This is a genomic window from Carboxylicivirga sp. M1479, assembly GCF_007097485.1.
Classification (GTDB): Bacteria; Bacteroidota; Bacteroidia; order Bacteroidales; family Marinilabiliaceae; genus Carboxylicivirga.
The window spans coordinates 100,462-117,842 of the sequence record NZ_VKDE01000010.1; the positions used below are offsets into that span (position 1 = coordinate 100,462).

Genomic DNA, 17,381 nt, shown 5'->3' on the forward strand with positions numbered 1-17,381 from the left:
GTTATTTACTGTACAAATATCTTTTCAATAGCATTCCCAATCCTAACAATGTATACGCCTGATCTAGGAACTCGGAAATTATGAATGGATTTATTGGCAGAGAAAAGTATTTTCCCTGAAAGGTCATACACCTCAAATTGTATGGTTTGACCTGTATTAGATTGAAAAGCAATAAATTGATCGCGAGCGATTAGACTATAATCCCTCTTCATCTCTGGTGTTTTTGTTGAAGTAGAAATGGTTCTTCGTGCAGAACTATTATTGACAATGATTTCATCTATAAAGCCAAATTTGCTCAGGTTATCAAGAACAAATCCTGAAGGTGAGTTTTGAAAACCACAATCATCCATATACCTTACGTTTGTTACATTAAGACCACTACTGCCACCGGGAAGAATAAATACCAGGTCTTGCCACTCGCCCAAAGCATCATATTCGTGAATTGTACGAAGGTTCATCTCATTGCCCATACTATTTAGCCTAACTACAACATCTGGTTGCGCCGGGTAGTTGACCAAAACATGCAAATACGCAACTTCATCAGCAGGGATAGAAAAATTACATGGGATATCAATTAATTCCCACCAATTAGTACTTGTGCGCTTTAATTGTCCGCATTTATTGGTTTGATTGATGGCTGTCTTCTCTGTATTCTGCACAACACTAAAGGCAGCACCTGAAGCCGGAACAACATTAATTGGTGTTTCAAAATCAGTTATTACCTGTTCTGCAATAGTTGATGTCCCATAATTAAAAGCAAAATTTGCTGCTTTTAAACGGTACATTAAAACATCAGCACTTGCCCAGGTTGCCCAAAGACTGCTTACTCCACTCGTTTCATTATGTACTTTTTGAACATGGTCGCCAAAGTCTTTAAAACTTTCCATGTTTTGAATAAGTTCTATAGCCATTAAGGATAAATCTGGATCTGTCGAAAGACTACTATTTTCCAGGATTAATTTAGCCGTTTCGTTTTTATTGTTTTCATAAATGGCTGCGGCCAGGTAAATTTTTGCCGGCTCATAATTATCAGCTAAATGTGTGGCCATCACTTCTAAATCAGCAGATGACAAGCCGGTTTGTGACAACAGACCAACTGCAGCCCAATAGCGAACCAAGTCATTTTGATGGTCTAGAAATTGTATTTGTTGTTGCTTAACATCACTCCCTGTAAAACCTGATAAAGAAGCTGCCTGCCAGATTTCATTCATATTATAAGCCGCTGTATTACGGTACTCGTATGGTGTTGTTCCACCTGGTAACCTCTTATAATCATATTCTGTAGCCAACATTATATCTTTCGATTGAATAATATTTTGCTCAAGAACTAAACGCATTTGTGCAATTTCATTAGCATAAGCTGGATCATCAATGAGGTTATTCATTTCCCACATATCATCACTCAGGTTATAAAAGGCTTCAGGTGTTCTTTTCTCAAACACAAACGACTGTTGCGCTGGCAACTTACCTGCAGTAAAATCTTCGTACATTAACTTACATATCTCGCCCTTGATAAAATAGTTGATATAGCGTTGCTCTGGCTGAAATGGTGTGAAATTGCGGACATATATCAGATTCTCCTTAATTACGGCTCGGTTAACATTAACCCCGTTATCCACACGGTCGTTCGACACAAACATATAATCAGGAGCAGCCTCTCGGTGGGTTCCCAAAAAGGCGCGACCATCAAAATAGTCTGGAGACTCAATACCTGCCAGACTTAGTATAGTAGCCGCCAAATCAGCAAAGTTAATCTGCTCTGAAGTAACGACTCCTCCAGTTCCAAAGGGCGATAAATGCTTGTACATTTCAGGAAACCAAACGACAAAAGGAACTTTATATCCCTGCCCAATACCATTTGTTTTTTGCCGGGGCATTCCTTGCCCATGATCGGCATAAAAGAAGATAATGGTATTGTCTTTCAAACCAGCATCCTCTAATGCTTGTAGGCGTTTTCCAATATTATAATCGGTTAATGAAATACCATTGTACATTCGAGCATACTCTTTACGCATCTCCGGTGTGTCGGCCAGGTATGGTGGCATGTCAAAATCATTTTCTCCTACTTCAAGATGATCGGGCAGCACGTCTAGTACATTTTTAACGTAATCAACATACGAATCTGTCATTGTGCGCGACTGATGAGAACCGGCATAATTAAACACAGAGAAAAATGGCTGCCCTGCCTGGCGGTTCCACCAACCAGCGGAATTTGAACTTTCATCCCATGAATTTTGGATGATGCTTGACGCATTTGACGTATTATAGTCTGTTTTTGAATTATTACTGGTATAGTAACCGGCCTGTTTTAGATAATAAGGAAAGCCCTTTATCATATCAGGGATAGGATACGTTGTGCGCTGATTCCCCGTTCCCATCTTATAAGTTCGAACCCCGGTTATGATAGTACTCCTGCTTGGGGCACAGCTTGTGCCTGTACTGTATGCATTTGCAAAACGAACGCCTTCGGCTGCCAGCTGGTCAATATTTGGTGTATTCACAGCTTCATTCCCATAACAACCTATATTTTGTGGCGAAGTATCTTCAATAACCAACCATAAAATATTAGGCAAATCATCCCCTTGGGCATTCATTCCCTGCGATGCTATCACACAAAACAGCATCAATAAATTAAATTTCAATAACTTCGATTTTCTCATATTGGATATTCTTTTTACACCCTTTTCAACAAGAGTTTTGTACTTTTTAATTGATAGTTAAATAAGCATTAGGTACACACCATAATTATTAAAATTTACTCAGTAATTTAACAGCTCTCACTTCATCACCAATTAATTCAACAACATAGTTGCCACGTTTTAGCATGGCGCCATCTAGTAATAATTTATTATTTCCGCGCTCTATTTTCTGCTCCCTAATTAAGCGTCCATCCATCGAATAAATATGACAGAAACTGAATTCATTGGCCTGCTCCCACTCAAGGTTTATATGATCTCTAAATGGATTGGGATAAGCTGAAATATCAACCATTTTAAGCTCATCAAATATTCCTACCTGTTCTTCTGCATATTCACCTATTATATCAATTTCGGCTGCATTGGTGAGTGCGTTATTGTTGACTTCAGATAAAGCAACAAACTTGATGTATCTGCAAAAAATCGTGTTAGGAAATTCAACTGTCTTTTTATTGCTTTCTGCGCCAAAAGTTCCTGAAAGAAGGGGATCTCCCCAATTATCTACATCCTTTGAAGCAAACAACTGATAATCTGCTACATTCCCATTCGGATTATGATCTTGCCGAGGTAAATAACTAAAACCTGTACAGTTGGCTGTTTTACCTAAGTCTATTTGAATCTCATGAGGATGTGGTGGGTGATTATCTTTCCATTCAGAATGCCAGAAAGTAAATGGATTACCATCAAAAGCATAGCTTGCTAAATGGTCACCGTATGTATCTTCGGTGTTTGTAGATATTAGCTCCCAATCATCTTTACTTAAAAGGGTATCATCTGCCGGCGTTACATTTTTCCAAACACGGATGTAATCCACTTCTGTTTGCGTTAAAAAGCCTGTTGGCAAATCTTTAAAATACTGGTCGCCTGTTAAACCAAAACTAGCACCATTTGAGAGCCATAAAAATTCAGGGCTATGCACTACCCATTTAGGGTCTGAATACCGAACTTTAAAAACGCCATCGTAATAAATATCCATAAAGTATTCTGTCCAGTGAAAGCCCCAGGTATGAAACCCGTCATGTATGCCCGGTGTGTCATATTTTTTAGTACTTGCCTGATGGTCCGCACCGTAGCCATCGATATGAACAACGGATTTGGTATAATCACCGGTCCAGGCTGTTTCAAAAATATCAATCTCAGCACCATCGTTTGCTGTGCCATCAACATTACTCATGTTCGGTCCTTGAAGCCAAAAAGCAGTATGCGTGCCTTTTGTAGCATCCCCTACTTTAATGCGTGCCTCAAAATAACCATATTGCGTTGTATACTTTTTATGGCTTTGTATGGAACCATTGGTCATTGAGCTGCCATTCGTTTTATAAACTTTTAAAATGAGATTTCCGTTTTCGACCGACACATTTTCAGGCTTCCAGCGCCAGTCATAAATACCTATATTAGGTCGTGCAGCTCGTGATTTGGTACTATTATCAATATTCCACTTAAGGGTGTTGACTACACTACCATTAAATTCATCGCTAAAGTTTAATTCCCACTCTCCTCCAATTTTATCATTAGCAGGCTGCACATTTTCTGGTGTTTCGCTATCTACCATTTGGGCATGTGACAATGCCACGATTAAGAAAAAAAATGTTGTCAAGAATAATAATCTCATTATTTAGTTTTTTAATTTCTTATGATGCACCACTAACTTTTAATCTTCTGTTCTTTTTGTTTTACGGCCGAACTTCGCTCAATGTGGCAATTAAGTATACGGTTCTAAAGGCTAAATACTCCATACAAAGCATAGCTTAGCAACATGCACTGACACAAATAGAGTATTCTATTATAACCATTGTTTTTTTGGCATTTTACAGTAAGGTAAAAATACCTTGCTGTAACATTAATTTAAATGGACTATAATGTTATTGTTTGGATTATTCTATTGCCCCATATGAGCACGAGAAAAAAATTAGGACATGAAACGAGCCATGAGGATTCCTTCTCACACAGGATGATGATTAATTTTGGCGAGTTCCATCCCGGTAAATCGGGACAAGTAGTGGCAATAAAAAACAAAATATAAACACATAAAAAAACCTGAAAAGCATTGATACATTCAGGCTTATAAACACTCTTTTTCAACACGTTTAATACCGTTTATTACGGGACAAGCTATTGTACATTCAAATTTCGCTTAAAGCTCAATCTGAATAACAATTGCTATAACTTAGCTATAAAGAGTAAGGCTCTATTTTAAGTCGAGTTTGTAAAAATCAGTACTGACACCTTTTACATCAGTCCTAATCTTAAATATTGAGCCGCTAAGAGGGTATTTCTTCAGTTGTGGTTCATTTAAACCAATTCTTGCAGAAGTAATATACAAGGTTTTTAGGTCTGTATCACCAAAGCAACAACTGGTGACATTCAATGATGGAACCTCAACCTTTTGAATTAACTTACCATTCATCGGATTCCACCTTGAAACATTAGCTCCCCCCCAATGTGCAATCCATAACATCCCTTCAGAATCAATACACATTCCATCAGGAGCACCATGGTTTTTGGGTACGTTAACGACAGTCTGCTGATTAGAAATATCACCTGTATTTTCATTATACAGATATCTGACAACCTTATATGTAACCGTATCAATGAAGTAAAAGGATTTTTTATCTAAATCCCAGGCAAGCCCGTTTGAAATTGTCAATCGACTCAGCTTTTTAGTAAGCTGTTGCTGTTCGTCAAAACAGTATAAACTTCCCTTTTCACTTTCGGCATTTAAATCCATCGTACCAACCCAATACCTGCCGTTTGGATCGCATTTACCATCGTTAAAACGATTATTCTGAATATCGGATTCAGGATGAGCAATTGGAGTGGTTTTACCTGTCGTTCTGTTATAAAATTTCAATCCATACTGAAGAGCTAGTAAATAGTCATTCGTGTCCTTTACAGGAACCACCGAACTAATTTTACTATCAAATCGAATTGTTTCGATATCACCGGATACAACCTTACAAAAACACAATAACTGACGTTCAATATCAACCCATAACAGTTCTTTCCGGTGGGCATCCCAAAGTGGCCCCTCACCAAGAATATTCTTGTCTGGTATAAATAATTCTGCATTCATTATATATCCTGCATTAATGCGGAACGACCACCATCCATCAGGTAAGTAACTCCAGTAATAAATCCTGCAAAATCACTACACAAAAATGTACAGAAAGCTCCAATCTCTTCGGGTGTACCTAATTTCTTTGTAGGATGAATACTCAAAACTTCTTTTCTTTTTTCCTCTGGATTAGGAAAAGAATTAAACCATTCATCTCCTCCCTCAGTTTCAATAAAGCCAGGAGCCAAACCTACAACCCTTACATTAGATCCCCACTGAACAGCTAAGGCATTAACCATACCCGTTATTCCAGCCTTTGTAACATTGTAAGGAAAGCAATTGGGCAAGGTTGTATAAGCATGGTTGGAGGACATAAGTACAATTGTACCTTGTTGCTTCTTTAAGTAAGGATAACAAGCCTTCGATATAAGCCAATGTGACTTAAGATTGAGGCTTTCATTCTCATCCCAAAAAGATTCTTCACAGTTTTCCGGCGCAACAAACATATTTTTACCTGCATTTGAGACTAGCATATCAATTTGTCCAAATTCCTTTACTACATTCTCAACAAATTGATCAAGTTCTGTCTTAATTTTGACATCAACAGTTTGATAAAAAGCCCTTTTACCAGCCATATGAATGGCCTCATTGAAATTGGCCACCTTACTTGAATCTTCAAAACATAATCCGCATCCTGCAATATGACATCCAGCTTTGGCAAGCATCTTAGAAATCCCCAGTCCAATTCCCTGAGTTGAACCTGTTACAATTGCAACTTTACCTTCTAAGTCTATTGGTATCATATCTAATTAATTAAACGTAAAACCCTTCTTTTGCTGTAATAAGGCCTGGGTGCTTTTCCATTTCATCCTCTAAAAGATCAACTCCCAATCCTGGTTTATCTGAAATGATAAATTTACCATTTTTTATGGCTAATGGTTCATCTATTATTGTATCTCTCCAGGGCACATCAGTAACCATAAACTCTTGACGAAAGAAATTTGGTACAGAAGCACAAACATGAGCACTGGCAATAGTGGATAAAGGACCGTTGGGATTATGAGGAGCCAACATGACATTATATGTCTCCATCATAGTTGCCATCCTCTTCATTTCCGATGGTCCACCACAGCGCGTAATATCAGGCATCATAATATCACATACACCTAACTCTAACAATCTCTGTATTCCATACCTGGTATAGTGCCTTTCACCAACGCAAATAGACACTTCCGGATTTAATCGATCACGGAAAGCTTTTAGCATATCAGGATTTTCAGGCCCTAGTGGTTCCTCAAACCAAGTAATATTTAAGTCTGCTAAACGATTACCCATCGTAATGGCAGTTTTGGCGTTAAGCATTGCATGTGTCTCTATCATAATATCGACATCACTACCAACGGCCTGCCTTACTGATTTAGCAATTGCATAAGAATGATCCATTTGCGATGGTGTCAGAGCCAAGTTAGAAGAGAGGTCGTTACCATAAAAATAGTTGGTATGAGCAAAAGGGTCAAATTTTAAACCTGTAAACCCTTTCTCCACTACTTTTCTGGCCTGAGCAGCATAGTCTGCTTCGTTGAAATCCCCATTTAAAAACCAGTAGTTAGCATACAATGGAATTTCCTTTCGAAAAGAGCCTCCCAGTAAGTCATAAACTGGCACACCAAGTATTTTTCCTTTCAAATCGAGAAGTGCCATATCTATCCCACTAATGGCACACATACTTGCTCCAAATGGCCCAACCCAATTTAGATCACGATAAAGTTTTGTCCATATATAATCAATTTGCATCGGATTCATCCCAATAATTCGTTCTCCGGCATGCCTGGTAGCCGCCTCAATCATTGGACTTCCTGGCCAGTTTGTAGCTTCTCCTACACCAGTATAACCTTCATCGGTATATATCTTTAGCATGGTCCAGTTATATTTTATTCCTTCAACTAACCAAACTTTTACATCTGTTATTTTCATCTGTTTAAATTTATTTTTCAATGGTCAGATGGAACTCCCAAATAGTTTCAATCATTGCCCTGTGTGTTACTTTAATGATTGAATCTACAAGGTCGTTTCATGTTTAATTTCTTTATTATTTATTAATCTCTTTTGGTAGAACTTGTTGGCGACCTTATTATCTTACTTCTATAACAATACGCATTTTCGAATAATTTAGAAGCGAATAATTTATTTCGCAGGATTATCACAACTAAGTCTTAATCAGGAATTCATAATGCAAATATATACGGAGCAATGCGTTATTATAAACACTATTTTAATGTATATTTGTACTTTATTATTATTCTTTAATAATATAAGTTGATAATCAATGAAGCCTTTTTACACAAAAGCGACCACCCAATTTGATAATTCAGTGACCATCAGGTATGATGAAAGCGAACATTTTTATCCTCATTGGCATTATCATGACGAATATGAGCTTGTCTATATCCGCAAAAGCTCTGGGATTAGATACATCGGTGATAGTATTAATCCATATCAAAAAGGAGACTTGGTATTATTGGGTAGTAAACTACCTCATGTTTGGATAAATAATGATTCTTCAAAAGAAAGTAATTCTAACAATGCTGCCTCAACTGTTATTCACTTTCAACCCAAATTCATCAATAACAATTTTTTTGAGCTTCCAATGATGGATAATCTTAAAAATTTATTCATGCTATCCAGCCGAGGAATAAGATTTATTCATTTTAATGATATAGAAGGGCATTTAACAGAAATCAATAATACGACGTCTACAGAACGAATAATTGCAGTATTCAAATTATTGTCACTGCTGAGTCAACATAAGGAAATCGAATTTCTTAGCAGTAGTGAATACAATCAGGTTGTTACAGCGCATCAGAGCGACCGACTTACCGTAGTTCATAATTATATTGCAAAACATTTTAAGGAAAAAATAAAGCTTGAAACTCTCGCTGAAAAAGTACATATGACACCGCAAGCCTTTTGTACCTATTTCCGAAATAAAACGAGAAAAACAGTATTCACCTTTATTAACGATTTAAAGATTGGGTATAGCTGTAAATTATTGATAGAATCTGACTTGAACGTTGACCAGATTGCTATTCAAAGTGGCTATAACAACACTACCTTTTTTAATCGCAAGTTCAAGGAGAAATTAAAAGTTACTCCTAGAGAATATCGAAAGAAATTTAAAAGTCTTCTTCTTGTTTTGGATGAAGATTAAAAACAACTGATTTTAAACGCTTTAAATCAACTCACTACCACTATCAGGAGTTTTAACATTCATGCTTACATTGTTTTACTGCTGACTAGTTAATTTCCAAAACGCATCAACATCAAAAATTAACCATTCCCTTATCACGAGTCTCTTCAATCCAATTGTCCATTACCCGACTTAACTTTTTTAATGTTTCCTGATACTCGGGTTTAGTCGCCAGGTTATTTAGTTCGTTTGGATCTGTATGAATCTGATACAATTCCTCAAACGGCTTGGGTTTTGCAAGAATTAGTTTCTGATGGTTATTAAGTTTATTCTGCGTTCCTAAGTCTTCAATTATGGGCAACATTGGTCGGTTATCAAGAACATATTGACATTCCTGGTAACCTATTTCAGGAACATAGTTCCTAATATATTTGAACTGTTTGGTTCTTACACATCGGATGTGATCCTCCACATTACCAATTACATCGCGTGCTGCAAAAACATACTCTCTTTCGGGCGCACTTGAATCAAGAAGAGAGCGCCCATCAAGATAATCTGGAAGTTCGGCTCCGGAAACATCTAATATCGTTGCAGTAACATCAAGCATACTTACCAATTTATCAGTTTCAATATTTCCTTCTTCTTCAGGCCATTTTATTATTAAAGGGATGTTGATACCTGCATCGTATAACCAACATTTTCCGCGTAAATGACAACGCCCATTATCCCCGATAAAAATTACGATCGTATTATCTGTAATTCCTTCCTCTTCAAGACGCATGAGTATTTCTCCAACCTGGGAATCCATCTTTTCAATGGCACCCAGATATAAAGCCCAATCATTTAGTGTAATATCATGTCTCGGAAAATATGGAGGAAGTTCTATCTCTGCAGTATCAACAGGATTTTCTGATAGCTCCCTTAGCTTTGGCCATTCGCTGCTATACCACCTATGCGTAATCGGAAGCGTAATCTGAGCAAAGAACGGTTGACCTTCAGCCCTATATTTCCAATCATTACCATCGAAAAGATAGCTAGTGTGCTTCTTGTCTTCATTATAATACTTCTCAGCTATAAAATTATGATCGGTCTTATCGTGATATCCACAGCCTAATGCAGTATAGTAGCCGGCTTCTCTGAGTAATTCAGTAAAAGCAACTATTCCACCGGGCAAGGTAACTCCTCCTCGTCGTTGATCCTGCGTATCAGTACTTGTTTGGTAAACTCCTGTTAGCATAGCATTTCGTGAAGGAGTACATGAAGGGGCTGTTGTAAAAGCATTAGTATATTTGGTTCCTAATGAGGATAGGTGATCAAGCACGGGCGTTTTTACTGCCGAATGGCCATAGCACGAAAGTTCGGTGCTTATATCTTCTGCCATTATCCATATGATATTAGGCTTGGATGAACCATGCAGATTCATCCAAGCAAATATCATAATTACACAAACTATATTTCTTATATTCATTTTACTTTTACTTATAAAATCTAAAACCAGTTTCCCATTTACCAAATCCATAAGTTTTGAACTTTAATTCAAAACCTGTCTCCTTTCAAAACCTAATTGTCATATATACTTTTCTTTTCTAGTTTTTGGGCATTTGGATCCAGTTGAAAACTGCTTTTGATTTGTTCGAAAGTCAATTCGTTGGAAGGACTAAATTCTGTAGATTCCATATAATTCATTATACTTTGTCGTAAGGTTTTTGCTACGATTCGGTCATTAATCTTAGAGTGTAAATCCATAGCGCTGAATACTAATAAACCTTTGCCAACTCTTGCTTCAAACAAATTCGATAAATCACGGTTTTTAGCAAAATTATCGATAACAGTTACTATTCTTTCCGCCTCTATTTTTTCCATCTCAAGCGATTTGGATTGCTTACACAAATCCCACCATTGCCAATTTGAATGAAATTCTGTTGGAAAACTAGCAAAAGCCTGATGCTTGTTATTAATTAGTAATCCCATTGTTCCTGGTTGATTAGGAAAATGAACAGGACTCCAGAATACTGGAACAAATTTTCCTTCAATACCTTTGAGTTCATTTATCTTTGGTGTCAATAAAACCTTTTCTCCATTACTAAGTGCCTCCTCGGCTTTTTGCCAATCAGAGGTTACCAAAACCTTACCAGCTTCATTTCGTTCAATTTGTGGATAAACCCATATTGGCCATGTATTCGTATACTCAGTACCCTTGAGTCTTAATGTAACATCAAGCTTCACAGGCTCTTTTATCTCTTTGAGTTCAAAGTCAAAAGTTCCGATTTCTGCATAACTTCCATAAGGGATTTTATCAATTAGAAGTTCCCCGGCATTTAAATTCTGATTATTCATGGAAATCTGCCACTCAAATACAGATTGCCCAAGATCCTTCCAGTAGTTTGACACTTCTGCTTTAGCAGTGAAAATTTCATGACAGGAATAGGTTGCCTTTTCAAATTTTAAAAGAGGAACAAATTCACTGCAAAATTCCCTAAACTCAGCTCCTGTGATTATTCCTTTGGAATCCCAAAAAGCATCAAGCATACCCACTAATGCTGTACCCTGTCCGGGGAAATCATGTAAATCTAGTAGCTGAAACCCACTGATCCCAGGAGTTTTAAAAGCACGTTCTATTTCCTCCTTGTAAAGAATCTTAGCAAAATGCCCTGATGCCATTTGGTAATCACCCGCTTTATCAAGCCTTCCTTTTTTTTCTAAATCTGTTTTTATCGCTTCAAAATTTAATGGAGCAAGCACACCATCGTATTTTTTTATTTCCTCGGGATTTGGAAATACCGAATACTGACCTATTTCATGCGTAATCAAAGGAATGTCAATAAATTCAATGCTTGAACGAAAATCTTTATCGAATGAGGGTGAATAGGTATCAAAAACACCTTGTCCTCTTACCCATCCTTCCTTAGTCCACTGAGTAATCCAAAAATCATTTGCAGCTTGAGGCTCTGCATCTTGCGGTTTTTGGAACGTAAATGAAGTAACAGTATATAAATGTCTGGCATCTGCTTCTTTTAACTCTTCCATAAATGATGAGAGCAAATCATAATCTCCCTCCAGTTCGTTCCCCATCGACATAAAACAAAATGAAGGGTGATTCCCGTATTCCTTAATCATTCGCCAACCTTCTTTTTCCATCCACCTAACCATATCCTTATCTTCTCCATAGCGCAACGACCAGTTAGGCAGTTCGACCTGTAGGTAAAAACCCATTTTATCGGCAACCCTAAAAGCGGCTTTAGGTGGACACCAGGAGTGAAAACGTAAATGATTCAATCCGTATTCTTTTGCAGCTTTAAAAACTTTTTCCCAACCAGCATCATCCAAGGGAGGATGTCCATCTCTAGGGAAGATACTACATTCAAGCGTTCCCCTTAGAAATAAACGCTTCCCATTTATAAAAAGGTTATTATTTTCTGCTTCTATTTTGCGCAAACCAAACGGCACTTCTTTTAAGGTTTCTCCCAAACTATTGGTTACCTGTAAAGAATATAATTTTGGATTATGCTCGCTCCATTTCTCAAAATCATCTTTAATCTCAAGTCTGATTGTTTTATCTGCAGAAATGGTTTTTTCTGCAAGGACTATCCCGGCTTCATTTCTAACAATAAACTGAATATTCTCTTTACTGTTTCCGCTTCCCTGAGCTTCAATTTTAATACTATTTTCAGCAACATCAGGATAAACCTGCAGGTTCTCAATACTAAAGTCAGGTACAACGCGAAGTTTAAAATCTCCAAGAATTCCATTCCATATAGTCTGAGTAGTCTCAGTATATGCATGTGCTATAACTAAATTACGCGTTGTATCACATAAATCATATTGTTGTCGGTTATCAATACAAATCGTTATCAGGTGCTTGCCTTTTGATAATTTGCCCAATTTTAATTTGTGGGAAGTAACCAAACTATTATCTGAACCTTTATATTCTCCATCAATCCAAACTTGCGATTTCCAAATTACTCTCTCCATCTCAAGCACAATATCTTTATTTTCCCATGCAGCAGGGACATCAATTTCCCGCTGATACCATGCTGGTCCAATATAACTTCGTTTTCTGGTTAACTGAAAAAGAGTTTCACGGTTGAGTTTAGGCTCAAGCACCACTTCTTCTCCAATTCCAGCTTTATCAAGCGTTGATGGTAAATGGATGGTCAGTTCGTCTGACAATTCATTTTCAAACCACTTTTCATTTTCACCTACATCCAATGAATCCAGCTTAACAATCCATTCTCCTTCTAAATCTATAGAATTCGTGCTATTGTATGAACAGCCAATAAGTACACTTAACGACAGTCCGAGAAAATATTTTAAAGAAACCTTTTTCATGATTATTCTGCTTTTTGATACTGAACTATTTAATTCGCCTCCTTAAACGAGGTTTTAAACGTAGGCACATGTTCGAAACCTAATTTTGTATGCAATCTTTATCAGCAATTACATTATTCCATATTTGTTAAAAGAGTCAACAGCACTCATTCCATTTTCTATCGCCTTTTGTACGGTTTTTTCTCCACGTGCTTTTTCAAGAGCACCTTTGAAAACTTCCTGTTCAATTTCTTTTGGCACAATACATACTCCATCTATGTCACCAATAACAATATCACCCGGATTAATACGAACGCCACCTATTTCAATTGGAATACGATAATCGATTACTTTACCACGAGGAGCCTGATCCTGTGCATACCGCCCGAAAGAGAACGTTGGAAAACCTAACTCAAGAATTCCTTTGGTATCTCTGGAGTAGCCATTCACCACAGCTCCATTGGCTTTTAATATCTTAGCCCTGGTGCTCATTAATTCGCCCCATAAAGCATAGGTTGGAGAAGCGCCAGTGCATATGTAAATCTCGTTTTCTTTCAAGTCATCCAAAGCCTCCAGCATTAAACCAAAAGGTTTTGATAAATATTCATTGGCCCCTTCACTCAGTTCCTCAAAACAATCTGCCTCTAAAACAGTCATTGCTCTACCTACTAGAAACATATCTTCTTGCAAGGGTTGTATTTGTGGAGGAAGAAACTGATTGGTATATCCCATTTTATCCATTATATCACCTACAACGGCTGTAAAGAGTTCTTTACGTATCGTTTCGAAGAGTATTTTGTCATTTTCTAGTTTTGTCATAATAAGGTTTTAAACCAGTTTTTATTATACAAAAATAGGAGGGGTTGCTCTTAATGTTCAACACTATTTTAACCCATATTTAAACTTTATTACTATTTTAAAGCAATATGAGTTAATAATCTAAAATCCTGTTTCATACAAATGACACATATGTGTAATTGTTAATTTGTAAGATGCTGCAAAATATTATTTAATAAATATTTTCTGAGTTTCTACCATATTCCTGGTTATTACTTTTACCAGGTAAACACCTGCATGGTTTATTAAAATTTGATTTTCACCATGCACAATCTGTTTGTTGACAATTAATCGGCCATTTATATCATAAATATTTGCTAACGCATGACTAGCCTTTAGGTGAACTATTACATTCTTTCCAAGAGAATAAATTTTAGCAAGCGATTCTTTTTGCGAAACGGTTGTTTCTGATATATCGGTAGTGAAACTTACAGTAAATGTGACACTTTGCCCCGACCGTGCACCAACATTATCAGTTGCAACGGCGCTCAAAGTATAATCACCTGCCGTAAGATTTTGCAAGGCTGGGTCATCCCATCCCCATTCATAAGGAGCCGTGTCGTCAAGCCCAATAAATACGCCATTCAAATAAAGCTGAACATTACTTATCGTACCATCTGTATCACTTGCGTTTACTTCAACACTAATTTCTTCTCCTCTATTAAACTCTGTTTCATTTTCCGGATTTAGAAAACTTAATACAGGATACTGTGTTGCACTTTCTCGATGATCGTAGATTGCTTCGGAATTATAAAATACCGGTGCATTATTATCCTTGTAGATTTCTCCGGCAGGTGTTAGTTCAAAGGTGCTATAGTCATTAATCATCTGCCGCCATTCACCGACCCATTCGTATAAAGAATGTCTTTCAATCCAGCTTGTTGTATCTAACATATTTAAAAACAAGCCAATATCTTTTGCTTGTTCTTCATAGGAATGTGGAGGGGCTTCATTGGTCCAGGTTGCTCCGTTATTCCATTCTTTAACCCAAATAGGACGACCTGTTCTGTCGTGAATTTCTTTTAAGTAATTGTAGTATTGCTGAGCAGTTCTGCCTCCTTTATACCAATGACATACCACATAATCGACCCGATAATTTAATCTTTCTATCTCGTCCCAAAACTCCCACAACCATTGTTTACCATTGTCTGCAATTGCCGGTGAACTTAAGCGTAATCCTGATTTCATAAGAGAAGGCCAATATTCAATAGCCTGTGCAACAGTCAGGTTCGACTGTTCGGTGTGACTGGGCTCATTAAATGCAAGCATGTGAGTTACATCACGCCACTCTCCATATTCTCCTGCATAACCACCACCCCATTTTTCAGGTACAAACTCCACATCAAGTGTATGTTTAACATTCATTCCCCAGTCATAGCGCCATGTTGCATCAACAGCATCGGCATAAGGTTGCGAACCGCAGAAACCCTTTTTAGATGGCCAGTTCCATGGAAATACGCGAATAAAAGAAACGGCATCTTTTAATCCAGGTTCCATAAGGGAAATATCTAAATCGCTATCGCTTGCCACAAACACTTTACTGAACCCTGTTCCGTCTTGATTTTCGGCTAGTGTAGCCATATAGCCGTGCTTTAATCTGAATGAACCAACATTATCGTTCAATGCTCCCAATTCACTTGTACGATAAAAAGTATAGGGTTTCATTTTTATTGATGCCCCCTGATAAGCTGCTTCTGCATAAACTGTTAATGGTTCGTATTCATCGTTATGTGGTACTATGACAGTTCCTCTGCCATATTGTTTTATTCTTACATTCTTTATCAGATAGTTATAAGAACAAGGGACTCCGTTTATATAAATATCATCCAATAAATACTCTGCAACCACCGAAGGTCTGATATGGTGAAAATAAATCCATGCATCAGGACTGTTAACATATACCTTTGTGTCTTTCAAGGGATTAACCGAACCACTTACATGTAATTTGGCATAACCATTTAATGAAATCACATTATCTGCTAGTGTCTCGACTTCTAATGGTTTGTTATTCAAATATAAGCCATAAGCTTCATTGCTACTGATTGTTGAAATGGTATAAGCCGTGACTCTTCCAGTTTCTGATGTTACCAAAACTTTCATATCATCACTAACCAACGAGTCATCAGCCACATCGCTATCATCGGCATTTACAACACGTATTGTAGCTCCCGGGGAACAAGTTGCGGTTTCTTTCAAATAAAATGCCATTGTTTTATTTGGAAGCTGTGTTATTAATTTTGCCTGAGTACTAATAACTCCTTGTGAGAGACTCAACAAATCAGAACCGCTATACAGATTACGCGTCGAAATACTATATATTTTATCGGGATTATTAGCCGAATTGATTCTTACTTGCATAGCCGAAGTCACTTTTTTGCCAACTGCCACTTCTGAATTACTAGCAACATATTCTACTCTTAACGTTGAGGAAGTCGTTTTTCGTAAGCTTTCAATAAATTCGGTGACCGTTATTGCCGATGATACATTGCTGATTGAGAAATCTTTATTATCCAAATCACCTTTGTAAGCAGCTAACAAAACATTATCATTAAATTTCAGAGTATAAAAACGGAACGAACCATCCTCAGCAAACACTTTTATTCTGTATTCTTCAGATGCAATTGTTCTCCAATCGGCTACAGTCCCTTCATTCAAAGTGAATAATTCAACACGCGCTTTTTCAGATAACTGTAATCCTTCTAAAAATTTCGTAAACGGGATATCAACCATTGGGATATCAGCTATTACATTCGTAGTATTATTGACTACTCCATATTCTGATTGAACAATTAAAGCCTCTGAACTCATCCCCGTCGGGTCAATTTCTTCTAAAACTAAACTATCAGCATAAATAGTTCCTTTTTGGGGAACATAAATGGCCAACTTGTGCGTATCGGTTTCTTTTACCTTAAATGTTTTCGAAACGTATGCCCAGTCGGTATATTCTTTTTTAAATATCAGTGTATTATAGGAAATATAATAGTCGTTTCTGCACTTGATATTAAAAAAATATTGCTTGTCAACTTCGCCAATTTTCACATATCCCGAATACCTGTATGTCTTTCCTGCAACAAGTTCTTTTTGTTGATATATCCAACCGGTTTTAGATGATACCCGCACTTTAGCACAGTATTGTCCGCCTTCTGCCAGTTCTGTATTGCTAATTGCAGAATTAGTTGGATTCCAATCATTCAAATTTCCTGATTCAAAATTACCATTAGTCAGCAAGTTTTGAGCAGATAATGTTATCGTCCATGAGAAAAATACAATTAATAAAGCAGATAAATTTCTCATTCCT

10 protein-coding genes are annotated in these 17,381 nt (G+C 37.2%); 1 reads left to right on the forward strand and 9 read right to left on the reverse strand.

The genetic code is table 11. The features are described 5' to 3' along the window. Positions 1–5: 5 nt before the first annotated feature. The 5 genes from FNN09_RS08040 to FNN09_RS08060 all read right to left on the reverse strand — a co-directional run bounded on the left by FNN09_RS08040 (position 6) and on the right by FNN09_RS08060 (position 7,725). Positions 6–2,660 (reverse strand): sulfatase-like hydrolase/transferase, encoded by a 2,655-nt coding sequence (locus FNN09_RS08040; RefSeq protein WP_143301293.1) that lies wholly within the window; start codon positions 2,658–2,660, stop codon positions 6–8. Positions 2,661–2,748: 88 nt separating this feature from the next. After that, complete coding sequence (locus FNN09_RS08045) at positions 2,749–4,308, reverse strand: discoidin domain-containing protein (RefSeq protein WP_143301295.1); 1,560 nt, start codon at positions 4,306–4,308, stop codon at positions 2,749–2,751. A gap of 576 nt (positions 4,309–4,884) precedes the next feature. Further along, positions 4,885–5,769 (reverse strand): SMP-30/gluconolactonase/LRE family protein, encoded by an 885-nt coding sequence (locus FNN09_RS08050; protein ID WP_221932454.1) that lies wholly within the window; start codon positions 5,767–5,769, stop codon positions 4,885–4,887. Next, positions 5,769–6,554, reverse strand: coding sequence for an SDR family NAD(P)-dependent oxidoreductase (locus FNN09_RS08055; RefSeq protein WP_143301299.1), 786 nt, complete (start codon positions 6,552–6,554; stop codon positions 5,769–5,771). The genes FNN09_RS08050 and FNN09_RS08055 overlap by 1 nt, the downstream gene beginning before the upstream one ends. 10 nt (positions 6,555–6,564) lie before the next feature. Next, on the reverse strand, positions 6,565–7,725 hold the full coding sequence (locus FNN09_RS08060) for a mandelate racemase/muconate lactonizing enzyme family protein (RefSeq protein ID WP_143301301.1): 1,161 nt from the start codon (positions 7,723–7,725) through the stop codon (positions 6,565–6,567). Positions 7,726–8,077: 352 nt separating this feature from the next. Here FNN09_RS08060 and FNN09_RS08065 point away from each other — a divergent pair, with 352 nt between their 5' ends. Further along, positions 8,078–8,959 (forward strand): AraC family transcriptional regulator, encoded by an 882-nt coding sequence (locus tag FNN09_RS08065; RefSeq protein WP_143301303.1) that lies wholly within the window; start codon positions 8,078–8,080, stop codon positions 8,957–8,959. Positions 8,960–9,071: 112 nt separating this feature from the next. Here the strand turns inward: FNN09_RS08065 and FNN09_RS08070 are convergent, their stop codons facing one another. The 4 genes from FNN09_RS08070 to FNN09_RS08085 form a co-directional block, all read right to left on the reverse strand. Beyond that, positions 9,072–10,406 carry a sulfatase gene (locus FNN09_RS08070; RefSeq protein ID WP_221932455.1) on the reverse strand — a complete coding sequence of 445 codons (1,335 nt, stop codon included), beginning with the start codon at positions 10,404–10,406 and terminating at the stop codon, positions 9,072–9,074. Positions 10,407–10,498: 92 nt separating this feature from the next. Next, positions 10,499–13,267, reverse strand: coding sequence for a sugar-binding domain-containing protein (locus tag FNN09_RS08075; RefSeq protein ID WP_143301307.1), 2,769 nt, complete (start codon positions 13,265–13,267; stop codon positions 10,499–10,501). A 108-nt stretch (positions 13,268–13,375) separates the two neighbouring features. After that, positions 13,376–14,065: an RraA family protein gene (locus FNN09_RS08080; RefSeq protein WP_143301309.1), complete on the reverse strand. Its 690-nt coding sequence runs from the start codon at positions 14,063–14,065 to the stop codon at positions 13,376–13,378. Positions 14,066–14,251: 186 nt separating this feature from the next. Then, positions 14,252–17,377: a glycosyl hydrolase gene (locus tag FNN09_RS08085; RefSeq protein WP_143301311.1), complete on the reverse strand. Its 3,126-nt coding sequence runs from the start codon at positions 17,375–17,377 to the stop codon at positions 14,252–14,254. Positions 17,378–17,381 lie beyond the last annotated feature (4 nt).